This is a genomic window from Halovenus marina (genome assembly GCF_051414115.1).
Classification (GTDB): Archaea; Halobacteriota; Halobacteria; order Halobacteriales; family Haloarculaceae; genus Halovenus; species Halovenus marina.
In genome coordinates this window covers 2,933,457-2,949,609 of sequence record NZ_JBLKNZ010000001.1, presented here as the reverse complement: position 1 = coordinate 2,949,609, position 16,153 = coordinate 2,933,457, and the positions used below count along the sequence as shown (strand labels likewise).

The 16,153-nt window shown below is 63.7% G+C and carries 14 protein-coding genes; 5 read left to right on the top strand and 9 right to left on the bottom strand.

What is annotated here, in order from left to right; genetic code table 11:
• Nucleotides 1-261 precede the first annotated feature (261 nt).
• From ACMGFL_RS15000 to ACMGFL_RS14990, 3 genes are all read right to left on the bottom strand, one after another.
• Complete coding sequence (locus ACMGFL_RS15000) at nt 262-1,704, bottom strand: MATE family efflux transporter (protein ID WP_436936339.1); 1,443 nt, start codon at nt 1,702-1,704, stop codon at nt 262-264.
• Between the two features lie 229 nt (nt 1,705-1,933).
• Nucleotides 1,934-2,593: a TetR/AcrR family transcriptional regulator gene (locus ACMGFL_RS14995; RefSeq protein WP_436936338.1), complete on the bottom strand. Its 660-nt coding sequence runs from the start codon at nt 2,591-2,593 to the stop codon at nt 1,934-1,936.
• A 53-nt stretch (nt 2,594-2,646) separates the two neighbouring features.
• Nucleotides 2,647-2,955 (bottom strand): hypothetical protein, encoded by a 309-nt coding sequence (locus ACMGFL_RS14990; RefSeq protein ID WP_436936337.1) that lies wholly within the window; start codon nt 2,953-2,955, stop codon nt 2,647-2,649.
• A gap of 145 nt (nt 2,956-3,100) precedes the next feature.
• Here ACMGFL_RS14990 and ACMGFL_RS14985 point away from each other — a divergent pair, with 145 nt between their 5' ends.
• The gene (locus ACMGFL_RS14985; RefSeq protein WP_436936336.1) at nt 3,101-3,997 is read left to right on the top strand and encodes an ArsR/SmtB family transcription factor; all 897 of its coding nucleotides are present in this window, start codon (nt 3,101-3,103) and stop codon (nt 3,995-3,997) included.
• Nucleotides 3,998-4,006: 9 nt separating this feature from the next.
• On the opposite strand, the gene ACMGFL_RS14980 is transcribed toward ACMGFL_RS14985, so the two are convergent.
• From ACMGFL_RS14980 to lipA, 3 genes are all read right to left on the bottom strand, one after another.
• Nucleotides 4,007-4,849, bottom strand: a complete 843-nt coding sequence (locus ACMGFL_RS14980) for a ribose-phosphate diphosphokinase (protein WP_436936335.1) — start codon at nt 4,847-4,849, stop codon at nt 4,007-4,009.
• A gap of 72 nt (nt 4,850-4,921) precedes the next feature.
• Nucleotides 4,922-6,307, bottom strand: a complete 1,386-nt coding sequence (lpdA, locus tag ACMGFL_RS14975; RefSeq protein WP_436936334.1) for a dihydrolipoyl dehydrogenase — start codon at nt 6,305-6,307, stop codon at nt 4,922-4,924.
• Between the two features lie 63 nt (nt 6,308-6,370).
• Nucleotides 6,371-7,345, bottom strand: coding sequence for a lipoyl synthase (gene lipA / locus ACMGFL_RS14970; RefSeq protein WP_436936333.1), 975 nt, complete (start codon nt 7,343-7,345; stop codon nt 6,371-6,373).
• 123 nt (nt 7,346-7,468) lie between these two features.
• Between lipA and ACMGFL_RS14965 the strand changes: the two genes are divergently transcribed.
• Nucleotides 7,469-9,127: an Hvo_1808 family surface protein gene (locus ACMGFL_RS14965; protein ID WP_436936332.1), complete on the top strand. Its 1,659-nt coding sequence runs from the start codon at nt 7,469-7,471 to the stop codon at nt 9,125-9,127.
• A 34-nt stretch (nt 9,128-9,161) separates the two neighbouring features.
• Here the strand turns inward: ACMGFL_RS14965 and ACMGFL_RS14960 are convergent, their stop codons facing one another.
• Nucleotides 9,162-10,454: a glycosyltransferase family 87 protein gene (locus tag ACMGFL_RS14960; RefSeq protein ID WP_436936331.1), complete on the bottom strand. Its 1,293-nt coding sequence runs from the start codon at nt 10,452-10,454 to the stop codon at nt 9,162-9,164.
• Nucleotides 10,455-10,602: 148 nt separating this feature from the next.
• On the opposite strand from ACMGFL_RS14960, the gene ACMGFL_RS14955 reads away from it, so the two are divergent.
• Nucleotides 10,603-11,961, top strand: a complete 1,359-nt coding sequence (locus ACMGFL_RS14955; protein ID WP_436936330.1) for a PQQ-dependent sugar dehydrogenase — start codon at nt 10,603-10,605, stop codon at nt 11,959-11,961.
• Between the two features lie 26 nt (nt 11,962-11,987).
• Here ACMGFL_RS14955 and ACMGFL_RS14950 read toward each other — a convergent pair whose 3' ends face one another.
• A complete protein-coding gene (locus ACMGFL_RS14950) occupies nt 11,988-12,440 on the bottom strand; it encodes a hypothetical protein (protein WP_436936329.1) in 453 nt (150 codons plus the stop codon).
• A 139-nt stretch (nt 12,441-12,579) separates the two neighbouring features.
• Between ACMGFL_RS14950 and ACMGFL_RS14945 the strand changes: the two genes are divergently transcribed.
• Both ACMGFL_RS14945 and ACMGFL_RS14940 read left to right on the top strand, forming a co-directional pair.
• Nucleotides 12,580-14,982, top strand: a complete 2,403-nt coding sequence (locus ACMGFL_RS14945; RefSeq protein WP_436936328.1) for a DEAD/DEAH box helicase — start codon at nt 12,580-12,582, stop codon at nt 14,980-14,982.
• Between the two features lie 223 nt (nt 14,983-15,205).
• Nucleotides 15,206-15,442 carry a DUF8028 family protein gene (locus ACMGFL_RS14940; RefSeq protein WP_436936327.1) on the top strand — a complete coding sequence of 79 codons (237 nt, stop codon included), beginning with the start codon at nt 15,206-15,208 and terminating at the stop codon, nt 15,440-15,442.
• A gap of 84 nt (nt 15,443-15,526) precedes the next feature.
• On the opposite strand, the gene ACMGFL_RS14935 is transcribed toward ACMGFL_RS14940, so the two are convergent.
• Entirely contained in the window at nt 15,527-15,952 is a 426-nt protein-coding gene (locus ACMGFL_RS14935; protein WP_436936326.1) for a DUF6069 family protein, read from the bottom strand.
• Nucleotides 15,953-16,153: the final 201 nt, after the last annotated feature.

The window sequence follows — 16,153 nt, the reverse complement described above, 5'->3', positions numbered from 1 at the left end:
CCAAGGAGTAGTGAGTAGGAAACGCGAGACAGTTCACGAACTCGATCATCCAGTTGCCGGTACAGGCCCCGAAGAGTTTCCATACGCTGGAGGATTGGAGAGTAACTGCTGTGTAGTTTTTGATACTTCACTCTTCGGCAAACTCAACGGTGTGTCCGTTCCCCGCTGTATCGGTAGACTGCGTCCATTCTGGTACTGGTCACGACTGTTGGCTGGCTCGCATGGGACTTCTGACGGGCCACAGCACGGCGAGAACGCCCATTAATCGTCAGCGTACGCTGCCTCCGGTCGATACTCTTCGCTGATCGATTTCCACTTCCCGGTCTGGAACCGCCAGTAGTTGATCGCCGCGGGGACGGCAGTCTCAGCGAACAGGGCGAGATACAGCCCCCACATGCCAAGCCCCGTCGTCGCCCCGAGATACGTCAGCGGAATCGCCACACAGAACATCCCGATAAACTGGCTGAGGAAGGGCACACGGGTGTCGCCGCTCGCGTCGAGTGGCCCCGCCGCCGCGCCAGAGACCCCGCGCAGGAGCACCGCGACACAGGAGACGTAGACGAGATTGACAGCGATCGGCACCTCCGGACTCGTTGGGTCCTGCGCGAACAGCGCGACGATCTGGTCGGCAAAGAGCGCGACCAGCACCGCCGAGACCAGATACGTCGCGACGGCGAATCGGATGATATCCTGTCCGTAGGAGGTGGCCTTGCGCTCGTCGTTTTCGCCGAGCGCCTGCCCGACGAGACTCGACGACGCGAGTCCGAAGCCCCATCCGGGCGCGTTCATGATCCCGACGATCCGTCGGGCGATGACGAACCCGGCGACCGTCGCTTCACCGAAGAGATCGAGGATGCCGAGCATGGGAAACTCGGCGACCGTCCAGACGAGTCCCCGTGCGCCGATCGGGAGACCGATGTCGACGATGTCTCGCATCATCCCCACGTCGACGTACGATTTGGTCGCGGCGATCTGGACGGGAAACTCACCCGCGCCGGGCAGGCGACCGCGGGTGAGTCCAATCGCGAACGCGCTCGTCACGCCAGCGTTCGAGAGCACCGTTCCGAGTGCGGCCCCCGTGACGCCCAGCCCCAACCCGAAGATGAAGACGGCGTTCAACCCGATGTTCGCGACCGCACCGGCCCCGCGCAACTGCATCGCGGTGTAGGCGTCGTCGGCCCCGATGACGGCGCGGCTGCCGACGAGATTCAGCCCGGCGAAGGGAATCCCGAGGCCGACGATCTGGAGGTACGTCGCCCCCTGTTCGATCGCGTCCTCGTTGCTGCTCAGCACCGAGATGAGTTCGCCCGGGAACGTCCAGAATACGGCGGTGATCGGCACCGTCAACACGACGGTCATGAGGGTGCTCGTCCGGATGGTCAAGCCGAGTTCCTCGTAGGCATCTGCGCCAAAGCGCTGTGAGACCAGCGCGAGCGTCCCGCCAGCGACGCCGCCACCAACCGCGAAGGCAAGTCCCCAGTACGGAGTGGCAAAGCCGACACCGGCAACTGCCGACGTGCCGACTGCCACCCCGACCATCGCGACGTCGACCGCGTTTTTCGACATCCGGGCGATCCCGGTCACGATACGCGGCCACGCCAGATCCGTCGTCCGCACCACGTGCTCTCGGTCGACGAGACCGACCCGGGCGAGCCCGAAGCCGATCCACAGGATTGTCAGCCGGATTGGGTTTGGAAGACGCATTTGGGATGGTGCGGATCGTCTGCTGTGGCCAATTCGTGTCGTCTGTCTGCCGTGGGGCGAGCAGATTCGTGTCGTCTGTCTGCCGTGGGGCGAGCAGATTCGTGTCGTCTGTCTGCCGTGGGGCGAGCAGATTCGTGTCGTCTGTCTGCCGTGGGGCGAGCAGATTCGTGTCGTGAGTCCTGACTGAGCAACTCTCGTGGGAGGGCTGTATCGGCCGGTCTCGCTGGACCTATCGCTCGGCCCAGTCGGGCATGTCCGCGAGCGTATCCGCGAGCGTCGGCCGCTGGGTGTCTGCGGTGAGCAGCGGGTCCACGACCCGGGAGAGTGTCTCCTCGGCGACCGTTCGCGTGTACGGCTGGTCCGTCGGCGGATTGTTGCCGAGTGTCACTTGCCGGGTTCGTGCGCCGTCAAGGGTCGCGACGACGAACGCCGCTGTTCGGTCGACGTCGACTGCCTCGAACTCCCCGGCGTCGATACCTGCTTCGAGAATCTCGGCGACGGTCTCTCTGAGCAGTTCGTCAGCGCGAACCAGTTCGTCGCGGATCTGGTCGTCGAACGGCCCCTGCGCTCGCATCTCGAGCAAAGCGAGATGATACGACTCGCGCTCGTCGTCGTCCGGCCCGAACACGTATCGCGCGATGAAGGCACACAGTTGCTCGGTTGGCGTCCCCTCGGCCCGGTTCTCGACGCGACACTCGTACTCGTCGAGAATGTGGTCAAGAAATTCCCCGAGCAACTCCTCTTTCGTGTCGTAGTGGTAGTGCAGCAGCGACGTGCTCTTCGAGCACTCGTCGGCGATATTCTGCACCGTCAGGTCGGCGTAGCCGTGCGTACACAGCGCACGGTAGACGCCGTCCATGATCTCGTCCCGACACTCGATTTCGCTCACTGACTGAGTAGTCAGTCAGCAACGACATTAGGAATTGTGATCCCGGTCGGCCGTCACTCCTTCGACGGTCGCGATCTCGACCGCGCCGTCGGCATCCGCGCTGGCTGGTTCCGCCGTCCAGACGCATCGACCCGTCGACGAACTCGCAGAAGCATTTGCTTTCCGACAGTTCCCGCCCCGACTCCGATCGCCAACCCCGCGACCAGGGCGGGGTTTGCAAGCAGGGCCAGTAGCCCGCCGAGCGCGATCAGATATCCCACGAGACCGCCGACACTCCGTCTTTTGTCTGCCGATACCGCTGTTGCGCCGCCGCGTTCACGCGATTCGTTCGGGAAGTGTTCCCCGCTTGGGATGTAATTCATCGTGGTGATCACCACGGCCCCGTTCCCCATAAGTATAATCTGAAGAACATTTCTGTAAACGGCGTTACTGAAGATTTCTTCACTTACTGTGTGCGTGTTCTCACCCGCCGAGTCATTTACAAGCCATTCGTGAGATAGTGGGGGTATGACCACGCCGACGTTCGTCGAGCGCGACGACCCCGAGGCGGTGTTTTCGACGCTGTCGGACACCAACCGGGTCGACATCCTGCGTGCGCTGTGGGAGGCCGAGGGCCACGAGGCGACGTTTTCGGATCTTCGCGAGGCCGTCGGGATGCGCGACTCCGGACAGTTCAACTACCATCTCGACAAACTCGTCGGTCGCCTCGTCACCCGGACCGACGAGGGGTACGAACTCACCCGAACCGGGATGCAGGTCGTCGGCGCAGTCGAGGCAGGCACCTACACGACCAGCGCGGACGTCGATTCGATCCCGGTTTCGGCCCCGTGTGGAACCTGCGGCGGGACGCAGACGCTCTCCTACGAGAACCAGACGGTGCTGGTCGAGTGTGAGGACTGCGGGATCCACATGGCGGTGGGGGTTCCGCCGAGCGTCATCGCGGGCTACGACCGCGAGGAGATCCCTGCGGTCGCCAGCCGGTATCTCCAGAGCAAACTCCGGCAGATCTACGACGGCTTCTGTCTGTACTGCGACGGGGCCATCGAACCGACCGTCGACTCGCTATCCGCGATTATCGACGTCTCCGAGAACGTTCCCGAGGACATCGCCGCGGAGATCAAAGACAGCGCGTTCGTCCAGTTTGAGTGCTCTCGCTGTGGCGGACGCGTCCCGACGACCCCCCGGATCACCCTGCTTCACCACCCCGCCGTGATCGCCTTCTACTACGACCACGGGATTTCCCTCAGCGAGGAGTCGGTCTGGCAGTTCGCTGACCTCTCGGCCGACCGGCAGCGACTGGTCGAGACCGACCCGGTTCGGGTGCGTCTCACCTACACCGTCGATGGCGACACGCTCACGCTCGTCGTCGATGGCTCGCTCGACGTCGTCGAGATAGAGTCCTGAGGCGACGCGTCACAACTGCTCGGCGACAGCGGGGGCGGCGCTGACTTCGCTGACGGCACGCTCGATGGTGTCCGTGCCGTAGATAGCCTCGACGCCAGCGCGTTCGAGTTTGAGTCGCGCGTCGCGGGCGAACAGTGGGTGGACGCAGGTGACGAACACGCGGTCGGCACCGCCCTCGTCGAGTAAGGTCACGGCTTCGCTCATCGTCGACCCCGTGGCGATGATGTCGTCGACGACGACGACGTCCCGCCCCGCGACGCTCGTCTCGCTCGGTTCGATGTCGACTTCCGTCCCGGAGTGGCGCGTCTTCTCGAAGTAGTCCGTCTCGCCGCGGCCGTAGGCGTCTCTGACGCTCGTCGCGAGTTCGATTGCGCCGTCGTCGGGCGAGAGAAAGAGCGGGTCCGAGAGGTCAGCGAGCGGGGCGGCGAGACGGCCCGCCGCGTCGACGGGTGTCGCTGGCACGTCGAAGAAGTCACAGACCGCCGCTTCGTGGGGATTCACCGTCAGCACCCGATCACTTCCGGTGGAGATTGCCCGCGCCATCGCACGCGCGGAGACGCTCTCGCCCGACTCGAAGGCGTGGTCCTGGCGGGCGTATCCCATGTACGGGAGGACTGTAGTGACCTGCGTTGCGCCAGCCTCCCGTGCCCCATCCTGCAGTTGGAGCAGTTCCACCCACGCTTCATCCGAAACGGTGGACGCGACGACGACCGCTTCGTCGACGCTGTCCTCGACCCGGAGATATCGCTCGCCGTCGGGGAACCGCTCCGTCGTGACGGTGGCGATGTCGATGCCGGTCTGGGCTGCGAGTTCCGCAGCGAACGCCTGTGACGTGGCCCCGGCGAGTATCATACCCGAACGCTCGCCCCCCGCGGTAAACGACTTTTCGGTTCGACCTCTCTCCTGTCGCACACTCGAACCCGCTCAGTAGTGGATGCTCTCGCCGCCCGCGCCCAGTACTGCCTCGTGGACTGCCTCCGAGAGCGTCGGGTGGACGTGTACCGTCGCCGCCAGTTCTGCGAGCGTGAGTTCGTGCTCGACGGCGAGCGTGAGTTCGGCGATCAGCTCTGACGCTTCCGGTGCGACGATCTGCCCGCCGCGAATCACCCCGTCTTCGCTCGCGACTACGCGAACGAACCCCTCGCGCTCGTCGAGCGTGCTGGCACGCCCCGATGCGCGAAGCGGCATCTGCCCGACGACCGGTTCGAACCCGGCCTCCCGTGCCGCCGCCTCGGTCATGCCGACGGTCGCTATCTCGGGGTCGGTGAACACTGCCGCCGGGATCACCCGGTCGTCGAGCGTCGCAGGCTCACCTGCGGCCGCGCGTGCGGCGACCTCCCCCTCGTGGAACGCGGCGTGTGCGAGCATCGGTTCCCCGGCCACGTCACCGACCGCGAACACCGACTCCGCGCTCGTCGCCGTCCGGTCGTCCGTCTCGATGAAACCGTTGTCGTCGGTGTCCACCCCGAGCACGCCGAGATTTACTGTCTCTGTCACCGGCTCTCGGCCGACTGCGACGAGACACCGCTCGGCGTCGAATGCGCGCTCCTCGCCCGCTCCGTCCTCGGCCAGGACCCTCACGCCACTGTCGTGTTGCTTCCACCCCGTGGCGCCGTGCTCGAAGTGAAACTCGACGCCGACCGACTCCGCCCGCGAGACGACCACGTCTGTCACATCCTCTTCGTAGCCCGGGAGCGCGTTCGGAAGCTGTTCGAGTACGACCACGTCACAGCCGAGTTTGCCAAACACCGTCGCGAGTTCCATCCCGATGTAGCCCGCACCGACGACGACCAGTCGCTCCGGCACCGATTCGAGTTCGAACGCGTCTGCCGAGGAGAGCACTGACTCCCCGTCGAAGGCAAAGCCGGGGATTTCGACCGGTCGGCTCCCCGTCGCGATAATCGCGTTCTCGAAGCTGACCTCCGTCTCGGAGCTGTCCTGACCGACGACCCGAACGGCGTCGTCCGCAATAAACTCGGCCCGTCCCTCTCGGAGGGTGACTCCGGCCCCCTCACACAGCGACTCGACGCCTTTTGTGAGCCGACGGACGACGCCGTCTTTCCACCGGACCAGTCGGGTCATATCCACGGAGGGGTCGGCGTCGATTCCCATTCGGCTGGCCTCGCGCGCGCGGTGTGCGATATCAGTCGCAGAAATGAACGCCTTCGAGGGGATACAGCCGGTGTTCAGACAGGTCCCGCCGTAGGCCTCTTTCTCGACGAGCGTGACGTCAAGCCCCGTCTGACCGGCGCGGATCGCAGCGACGTAGCCGCCCGGCCCGCCGCCGACGATGAGTAGTTCCGTGTCCATACAGACCGGTCGGGGGCCACCGCCCTCAAACCATCGCTGCCCCCTGAACCTCGTCCACAGTCTCTAGTCACTTCCCCGGGCCAGCGCACGGGCCTGCCCCACGTCCTCACCGGCCTGCACTGCCTCGACGAACAGTTCGCCAGCGCGGTACGACGAGCGAACGAGCGGGCCGCTGGCGCAGTACTGGAAGTCGAGTTCGTCCTCGGCGACGCGTCGCCACGTCTCGAAGGCGTCCGGGTGGACGTACTCGCTGACCTCTAGATGGGAACGGGATGGCTGGAGATACTGCCCGAGGGTGACGATGTCGACGCCGACAGCGCGCAGGTCCCGGAGCGTCTCGTACACCTCGTGGTCGTACTCGCCGACGCCGAGCATCAGGCTCGTCTTCGCGTAGGCGTCGCTCTCCCTGGCGATCCGTCTGAGCACGGACAGCGACTGCTCGTAGCCCGCTCTGCGGTCGCGCACCGGCCACTGGAGACGGTCGACCGTCTCGACGTTGTGTGCGATCACGTCCGGCCCAGCCGCGATGATCCGGTCGACCAGTGCCGCGTCGCCCTGAAAGTCCGGGATCAGCGCCTCGACCAGAATATCCTCGTTCCGTTGCTTGATCGCCTCGATGGTTCGTGCGAACTGGCCCGCGCCCTGGTCGGACAGGTCGTCGCGGTCGACCGAAGTAAGCACGACGTAGTCGAGACCGATCGTCGCGACTGCGTCTGCGACGTTTTCGGGTTCCTCGGGGTCGAGCGGCTTCACCCCACCGGTTTCCACGTCACAGAAGTTACAGCCCCGTGAACACCGGTCCCCCAGCAGCATGAACGTGGCCGTCCCGGGACCGTGGCCTTCCTCGGTAGCGTCTGTCCTCTCCGTGCCCGGAGCGGCGTTTCGCCCTCCCGACCAGCACTCCCCGAGATTCGGGCAGTTCGCCTCTTCACAGACCGTGTTGAGGTCGTGTTCGCGGAGCGTCTCCTTGATCTCGGTGAACCGCTCTCCCGACGGCGGCGGCGTCTTCAACCACTCCGGCTTCCGGGCGCGACTCATTAGCGAGTGCTTTGCGCGAACGGACTAAAAGCTGGCCGCTCGCACGTTCACTTTCGAAACAATATTTCCCGCACGACCGATAATGGCAGTACCATGCTGTCTCGCCGCTGGCTGTCCCTCGCTGTGATACTTGCACTGGTCGCGAGCGTCCCGGCTGTCGGTCTCGGTGCCCAGTTCGGTTCGGGTGCCCAGCCCACGGACTCGGCGAACGCGACTGCACTCCAGCAGACGGACGCGCCGCCGGACCCCGAATCGGACCGGCTTGGCTGGGAGAACGGCTACTGGCACAACGAATCGGTCGACGTGACGCCCGACGACGGATTGAACGACGCCGAACTGGACGCGGTCGTCGCCCGCTCGATGGCCCGCGTCGAGTACGTCCGTGGTATCGAGTTCGCGGAGACGCCGCCAGTCGAAATCATCACTCGCTCGGCGTTTACAGCCCAACTCGAATCGCAGTACGCCAACCTCACCGAGTCAGACCGTCTCCTCCACAACACGAAGTACGAGGCGCTGTTCATGGTCGGCGAGAATGAGAGTTCGGTCGCCGCACAGCGTGCCAATCAAGGTGGCGGCGTGGCCGGATTCTACGACCCCGAATCTGAGGCGATCAAGATCATCTCGAACAACGGCACGACGCCGAAACTCGACGAGATCACTCTCTCACAGGAGCTGTTCCACGCGCTTCAGGACCAGCGGTACAACATCTCGGCGTACAACCAGACGACGCGAGAACTCCACAACGCCAGAGACGGGATCACCGAGGGTGACGGCAACTACGTGGACCACCTGTACAACATCGAGTGTACGCAGGGTGTCTGGGAGGGCAGTTGCCTGCTCTCGGAGAGCGGCGGTGCACCGGCGGGCTTTGACCCGCACCTCGGCCTGTATCAACTGTTCTTGCAACCCTACAGCAGCGGGCCCGCGTTCGTCCAGGAGATCCACCAGACGGAGGGTTGGGAGGCTGTCAACGAGATATACGAGGACCCGCCAGCGAGCACCGAGCAGACGATCCATCCCGAAACGTACGATTCTGACGAGCCGACGAACGTCAGCATCGAGGATACGAGTTCAGATCCGTGGCGCCAACTGGAACTGAACGGGTCGAACTCGGCAAACAGCGTCTCCTTCGCACAGTTCGGTGAAGCGGGGCTGTACACCGCGCTGTGGTACCCAAGTGTTGCAGGGAAAGAACCGATCATCCCTCGGAGAGATCACCTCAATATCGATGGGGGACAGCTCGACCAGATCGAACCGTACCTCTACGAGAACGAGGCGACTGCAGGCTGGGACGGCGACAAACTCGTCCCCTACGTCACCGACGACTCCGCCGAGACCAACGAGACCGGGTACGTCTACAAACTCGTCTGGGACTCAGAGGCAGACGCGACCGAGTTCCGCGAGGCGTGGCTCGAACTCCTCTCGGTCAACGGCGCGACGAGCGTGGACGGTTCACAGACAGTCTATCGCATCCCGGACGAGGAGGCATTTGGCGACGCGTTTTGGGTCACACAGAACGGCGACACCGTCCGAGTCGTCAACGCGCCGACCCTCGCTGCCCTGTCGGATATCGACACGGATGCTCCGTCATTATCGGCGGGTGACGACGGTTCGACTGACGACGACGCGGCCGACGATGGTGGTGCTGACGGGACGGCCGACGATAGCGGGACTGGCGATGCGACAGACTCTGCCGACGAAGATGGGGCTGGATTCACGCTCGGACTCGCCTTCGTTGCGCTCGTCGTCGGTGTCGTGCTTGCGGTTCGACGAGTGAACTGACGCCTGTCGGGTCGAGCTGATTTGTGGAACTCTCTCAGAACAGCGACCGCTCTGCGATCTGTTCGTCAGCGTCGGTATCTGGTTCGACGTCAGACCGGACGTACAGGACACAGCCAGCCAGCACGAACAGGAACGCCCACAGCGGCACGGACGTGAAGGCCATCCCGCCCCGGATGAGGTCAAGCACCACGGCCCCCGCGCCCGATGCGATGCCGAGCGTCTCGAACCCGGCCTCGACGTGCTGTGGGTAAATCGGGACGTGGATCAACACCAGCGCGGCGAGAAAGCACGCCTTCGTCCGGCGGTGGTCGACGAGGTAGACGAGCGACACGAGCGGGAAGAGCAGGTAGACCACGTACCCCGCTGTCAGCGGGATCACCGTGATCAGAAAGACCACCAGCGTCCCGAAGAAGGCGATAAGGCGATCGAGTTCGCTCTGGACGTTCTGATACAGGTACAGCACCACCGGCGAGAGCAGGATGACCGACACGACAGAGAGTTGATTGCCGGTCAGGGGAAGGATCTGCGAGAGCGGCCGTCGAACGGTGATGTACTGGAGTTCCGGATTGAGTCCACCGACGAACTCACCCTCGCGGCTCCGGTCCGAGAGGATGAACTCGACGAAGTCGATGTTGGTGTCGAGCCCAAAGACGAGGACGCTCAAGACCATCGCCCCGCCCCCGACGACGAGCGCGGACGCGACCGCCCGGTACTGCCGTCGGTACAGCAGCCAGACGCCGAGAAATGCGGGGAAGAACTTGAAGAGCGACGCGATCGCCCACAGCGCGCCGCCGGTTAGCTCCCGGCTGCGTTCGACCGTGAGAAAGCCCACCGCGATCAGCAACACGACTGCCGGGTCGACGTTGCCCCGATACAGCCCCAGTACGGAGGGCCCGGAGAACAGACAGAAGCCGATAATGAGCCACCGATCGACGCGTGCGACTTCGTGACCCTGACTCTCGATGTACCGGACGCTAATGTGTCCGATCAGGTAGAACACCCCGAGGAGGATGGCAGTGTGGATGACGAAGGGGATACGCCAGTCTCCGAAGAGCCCGTAGGGCACGAACAGCGGTGCCGTGATCGGTGCGTACACGTAGCCTTTCTCCACCAGAAAAGTCCCCTCCGTGATCGCCCACCCGACGAACGGCTCACCGGCGATGATCTTTCGCCCGGTAAAGTAGTAGGCGTGAAAGTCGATTTCGTGACCCTCTGGATACCAGAGGACGAGTGCGATGATCGTCCCGAACCCGACCAGCAACCCGAAGGCGAGCACGAACCGCTCGGGAGGGTGTCGACCGAGTCGGTCACGTAACTGCAATCCCATCGCGTTGGGGGATGGGGGCGTTCGGAATCAACGTTTCGACTGCCGTTCGGGTCGTGATACTGCTGGCTGTATGCGTCATCACCCACAGTGTCGTCACGCGATCGGAGTCAAAAAGGTATATCACGATGTCGGCCAAGATGCGCACGTTGTGGCACGTCAGACCAACCGCCGCCGATTTCTCGCGCTTACCGCAGCGGCGGCCACGGGCGGTCTAGCTGGCTGTACGATCGAGGCTGAACAGGAGAGTTCGCGTGGTACGGGTCCCGAAATCGCTCTCGAACCCGTCATCGAGGGACTCACCTTTCCGACCACGATGACCTTTCTCCCGACCGGTGATCGTCTCGTCTGTGAGCGAACTGGACAGATCCTTCGTCAGGCCGAAGCGGGCGCGTCGCCGGGGCTATTTGCCGATCTGAGCGACCGAATGGCCGAACTCGCCGGAGAGCGTGGGCTGCTCGGAATCGCACATCACCCGAACTTCACCGAGAACCGCAGGGTGTATCTCCGCTACAGCGCGCCGCTTCGCGACGGGATGCCCGAGGGCTACTCCCACACGGCCGTCCTGTCGTCGTTCGAGGTTGCCGAGGACGGGTTCGTCCCCGACTCGGAGCAGATCCTTCTCGAAATCCCGGAACCCGGCGCGGTTCACAACGCTGGCGACCTGGCGTTCGGTCCGGATGGCTACCTGTACGCATCGATGGGCGACGGTCGACGCACCGACCTCGGGGCCGAGGGCTGGTCGTGGTGGTACGACCAGGGACAGGAAGCTCAGAACACGGACAATCTGCTCGGTGGTATCCTCCGCCTCGATGTTGACAACCCCTCCGACGGTCGCCCCTACGGGATTCCCGATGACAACCCGCTCGTCGGACGGGAGGGACGCGACGAGTACTTCGCCTGGGGGTTGCGCAACCCCTACCGAATCTCCTTCGACGAGGGCCGTCTGTTCGTCGGTGATGTCGGCGAACACGTCCGCGAGTCGGTCTACATCGTCGAAAACGGCGACAACTGCGGCTGGCCGATCACTGAGGGGTCTTCCTGTTCGCCGCCGGTGCCGCTCGGGCAGACACTGGGAGACAACCCGCTGCAGTTTCTCAATCCGAAGACGTGGGTCGCACAGACCAATCGGCTCTCCCCGCGGAAGGTCTGTCCCACACCTGAGGGCGTCAGCGGCCCCTTCAACGATCCCATCGTCGAGTACCGCCGCACCGGCGCTCGCTTCGTCACCGGCGGCTACGTCTACCGCGGCACCGAAGCCCCCTCGCTCCAGGGCAAGTACATCTTCGGCGATGGGATCCCGCAAGTACCGATCTTCGCGACCGAGGATCCGGGCGACGCCTCGAAGCCGTGGCCGATCGTCGAACTCCCCGTCCCAGACCGGGAGAACGACCGGCTCAACGGACAACTGCTCTCCTTCGCCCGTGACCCCGACGGCGAGGTCTACACCCTCTCGACGCAGTTCGAGCAGGGCTCCGGTGTCGTCCAGAAGATCACCGAGCCAGCCTGACCACCGCAGTCTGGTGACCCAGACCGTTACGAACGCAGTGGAATCGATAGCTCGCCGTCACGCTTCGACCCGGCAAACAGCCCCAGCGCGAAGACGAGCGTCCAGACGAGCATCGCCAGAATCGTGACCGTCGGCGTCTGCACCGCCGTCGAGATTGGGCCGCCGAAAACGGCGAACATCAGCGTGGCGAAGACTACCGGGGCGATTCCGGCCGCAATCGCTGGCGCGATATCGAACCCGAGACGACGCCCCGCGAGAACGCCGACGACGAAGTGCGGGACGACGTACATCAGCGCGAGGCCCGCGACCTGTGTGACGATGTTCGTGAGCAAGAATCCTTCTGCGACGAAGATCAGCCCGGCGACGACACCGAATCCGACCCCCATCGCGACCAGCGCCGCGGCCGCCGGGGCGAGCACCTGTCTCCCCACATAGCGCCTGTCGATATCGTCCGCGTGTGGATACCAGTTCTCGGCCATCTGGGCTAGTGTTTGGCAGTTTCTACTTAACTCTACTGTCTGTCGCCCGTCCCCGTGTCTGCGTGCGCTCTGTGGCGGATTCGCTGTCACTCGGACAACGAAGGAAACGCCTATGTGCGTTGCACTCTGCCTCTCGGTCGTGCCACGCAGTGCCGATACGGAGACCGAACTTCCTGTCGCCGAGGTGCTTCCGGAATTCGCCGATGCGTTTCCCTTCGAGCGGTTCAACGCCATGCAGACGGCGACGCTCCCGGCGCTGCTCGACTCACAGGACAACGTCGTCGTGAGCGCGCCTACTGCGAGCGGCAAGACCGCAATTGCCGAGGTGGCTATCTGTCGAACGCTTGCCGCGGGCGGAACCGCGCTCTTTCTCGCCCCGCTTCGGGCGCTGACCACCGAGAAAGAACAGGAGTGGGAGCGCTTTGAGGATCTTGGCTACTCGGTGTATGTCGTCACCGGCGAACGCGACCTCAACCCCGCGCGAGCAGAGCGCGCCGACATTCTCGTGATGACTCCCGAGAAGGCCGACTCCGCGACGCGCAAACACGACACTCATCGCTATTCGTTCGTGACCGACGTGGACTGCTGTGTCATCGACGAGGTGCATCTACTCGACTCCGAACACCGCGGGAGCGTCCTTGAAGTGACCATCGCTCGTCTCCGGCGACTCTGTGATCCACGTGTGATCGCGCTCTCTGCCACGATGTCGAACGTCGACGACGTTGCGGCGTGGCTGGACGCGACCGACGAGACCACGTTTTCCTTCGACGACTCCGCTCGACCGGTGCCACTCGAAGCCTCCGTCGAGACCTACACCCACGGCGAGAACGCCTTCGCCGACAAGTACCGCCGCCTCTACCGAGCGCTGGATCTGGTCGAACCACACGTCCGCGAGGAAGGGCAGGCGCTCGTCTTCGTCGCCTCCCGGCAGGACACTGTGCAGGCCGCGAAGAAGGCTCGGGACGAACTCACCGAGCGTGACATTCCCATCGGTGCGCGAGGTGACTACGACTTTCACACCGCCGCGGAGCAACTCTCCGATGACACGCTCAGACAGTCCGTCCTCGACGGGGTGGGCTTCCATCACGCCGGACTCGCACGCGAGGATCGCAATCTGATCGAGGAGTGGTTCCGCGAGGGGAAGATCCAGATTCTCTTCTCGACGTCGACGCTCGCGTGGGGGGTCAACCTGCCCGCGCGGTGTGTCGTCATCCGCGATACCCGTCGCCACGACCCGCTCGAAGGCGAAGTCGAGATGAGTCCGCTCGACGTGCTCCAGATGCTCGGCCGCGCGGGCCGCCCGGGCTACGACGACCGCGGGTACGCGTGGATCGTCTGTGACGGCGAGACCCTCGACCGATACGAGCAACTCCTGCGGGACGGCAAGCCGATCGAATCTCGCCTCGCAGAGCAGACCCAGACCGAAACCGGCCCGCCGACCGGTGACCTCGCGGACCATCTCAACGCCGAAATCGCCTTGGGCACCGTCGGCGACGTGAGCGACGCGATGGACTGGCTCGAAGAGACTTTCTACTTCGTGCGCGCACAGCGTGCCGCCGACTACATCTCCGGTGACGAACTCCGCGACCGAGTCGGGGAGACGCTGGAGTGGCTACTCGACAACGGCTTCGTCGAGATGGACGGTCTCTCGGTCGACCCGACGCCGCTCGGCCGTCTCGCCTCCGAGTTCTATCTCCGGCTGGACACCGCACGACAGTTCGCAGACTGCGCCGAACGCGAACAACTCACGGCCGAGGATATTCTCGGTGCGGTCGCGACCGCCGGGGAGTTCGACAGCGTCACGACACGGTCTGACGAGGAAGACGCCGTCGAGGCAGTACTCGGTGACCGCGGGACTGACCTCGATTCCGGGTCCCGCAAGGTGCTCGCAATCTGTCGGTCGAGCATGGCCGGCACCACTCCAGCGGCCCTGCGGAGCGACGCGTGGGTCATCAGACAGAACGCTCTGCGACTGCTCGGTGCGCTGCGCGCCATCGTCGACCGCTTTGGGACCGCCGCGGAGGCGAATCTGGTCCGTCGCGTCATCGCCCGGGTCGAGACATCGATCAGCGCCGATGCCGTCGGACTGGCCGCAATCGACGGCGTCGGGCAGACCCGTGCGAGTTCGCTCGCGAGCGCTGGCTACCAGACGCCCGAGGATGTCGCACGAGCCACGGTCGACGAACTCGTTGCCGCAGGGCTCTCCGACGGCGTCGCCAGACAGGTCACCGAAAGCGCCGCCGAACTCCCGGTCGTCGAGGTCGACTGGGGCGCGTTTCCGGATTCGATCGGTCGCGACGAACGTGACCTCTGTGAGATCACGGTTCGGTCGAGCGCTGGCGACGCACGGGCGGGCCTGTGGGTGACGGTCAACGGCGTCGAGATGACCCGCAAGTCGACCTATCTTGGTGAAACCACCCTTCCCGTCGGCGTCTTTGGCGGCGATGCCGAGGAGTTGACCTACACTGTTCACGTTGCCTTCCCGGACCTGCCGCTGTCTCCGATCACCCACACGCGAACGGTCGGGGTGAGTGACTCCTGACGCCAGCGGTGGATTCGACGAAACGGACTTTGACGGCAGATTAAATTGTCTAGACGAACCTCAGAGCGTCGTAAAGAGTCGACCGATCCGAATAAAACGTCCCGGCAGTCGAGTTAAAATGTCCTCTGGATTGGCGACTATCAGAAAAATAACCCGAAATCGCGCTAGCGTTCACCCCTTTATATGGTCACCACAGTCCATGGTGTGAGTGAGGAGAACCCCCATGTCAAGCGCATCCCCCTTCAGAACTGATCCAGTTGCGTTCGACTCTCTCATCGAGTCCCTGGACCGAGCACTCAAGCCAGTACAGTTTCTGGGCTTCTGGACGGCAATCGTAGCTCCCTTTGTCATCTTGGCACTGGTCGCGGGCAACACGGCGCAGAGTTCTCCAGCACTGCTGGCGGGACTTCTGGCACTCAACGTCGTCGGGATCGTCCTCGGTCGGGGCTATAACACATAAGGGTGCGCTGGGGACTCCTCATTTTCGGCTACTAGCTGTCCTACAGAGCAACAGCGCGAGTCAAGCGGTCACTCTATCGCTCTGTTACACCCTGACAGCGCCGATGATGAAGGTCACAAGCGCCAGGGCTACGAGAAGATGATACCCAAGCAGAATGCCCTGCCCCGCTGTGGTTATCCCCTCCAGTGGAACGACGAAGACGGGAATGAGCATGAACACGAACACACCGGCCGCGATTGCGACGAAGTTTCTCACCGGTCGTGCTGTGTACCTGACGACGGCGGCGTACACGATAGCTGCGCCTACCCCAGCCGAAATTGATGTGACGATCAGCGGACCGGCTGTAAACGGGTTCATGGAGCCAGTTACCCCGACATCGACACTCAGCGCATCCACGAGTGCCTGAGCAATAAGTACCAATCCGACCGCGACGAACACGCCAAGAGCTGTGCGACGCGCGAGGTCACTGCCCGTCTCTGGAACTGGATATCGAGTGGTTTCGTTGGCCATACGCATCCTACGGCTAAAGATAAAAAAGAAAGAGCTGAATACTCGACAGTCACCCTTCCTTATCGCTTTTGTCTGGATCCTTGGATAGCCACTGGCAGTGCTGAGCGTCTAGTATCTCGCTCATACTGGGGTGTGGTGTCGACACGAACTAACCCCTGTCCGATCACGGGTCTCATGTCGACGACTGACACGCGTAAATCG

Excerpts from the sequence above, each read along its gene's own strand:
- ACMGFL_RS14960 (WP_436936331.1), bottom strand. The coding sequence starts at position 10,454 with ATGGGATTGCAGTTACGTGACCGACTCGGTCGACACCCTCCCGAGCGG.
- ACMGFL_RS15000 (WP_436936339.1), bottom strand. The coding sequence starts at position 1,704 with ATGCGTCTTCCAAACCCAATCCGGCTGACAATCCTGTGGATCGGCTTC.
- lipA (WP_436936333.1), bottom strand. The coding sequence starts at position 7,345 with ATGAGTCGCGCCCGGAAGCCGGAGTGGTTGAAGACGCCGCCGCCGTCG.
- ACMGFL_RS14985 (WP_436936336.1), top strand. The coding sequence starts at position 3,101 with ATGACCACGCCGACGTTCGTCGAGCGCGACGACCCCGAGGCGGTGTTT.
- ACMGFL_RS14935 (WP_436936326.1), bottom strand. The coding sequence starts at position 15,952 with ATGGCCAACGAAACCACTCGATATCCAGTTCCAGAGACGGGCAGTGAC.
- lpdA (WP_436936334.1), bottom strand. The coding sequence starts at position 6,307 with ATGGACACGGAACTACTCATCGTCGGCGGCGGGCCGGGCGGCTACGTC.
- ACMGFL_RS14950 (WP_436936329.1), bottom strand. The coding sequence starts at position 12,440 with ATGGCCGAGAACTGGTATCCACACGCGGACGATATCGACAGGCGCTAT.
- ACMGFL_RS14980 (WP_436936335.1), bottom strand. The coding sequence starts at position 4,849 with ATGATACTCGCCGGGGCCACGTCACAGGCGTTCGCTGCGGAACTCGCA.
- ACMGFL_RS14990 (WP_436936337.1), bottom strand. The coding sequence starts at position 2,955 with ATGAATTACATCCCAAGCGGGGAACACTTCCCGAACGAATCGCGTGAA.
- ACMGFL_RS14940 (WP_436936327.1), top strand. The coding sequence starts at position 15,206 with ATGTCAAGCGCATCCCCCTTCAGAACTGATCCAGTTGCGTTCGACTCT.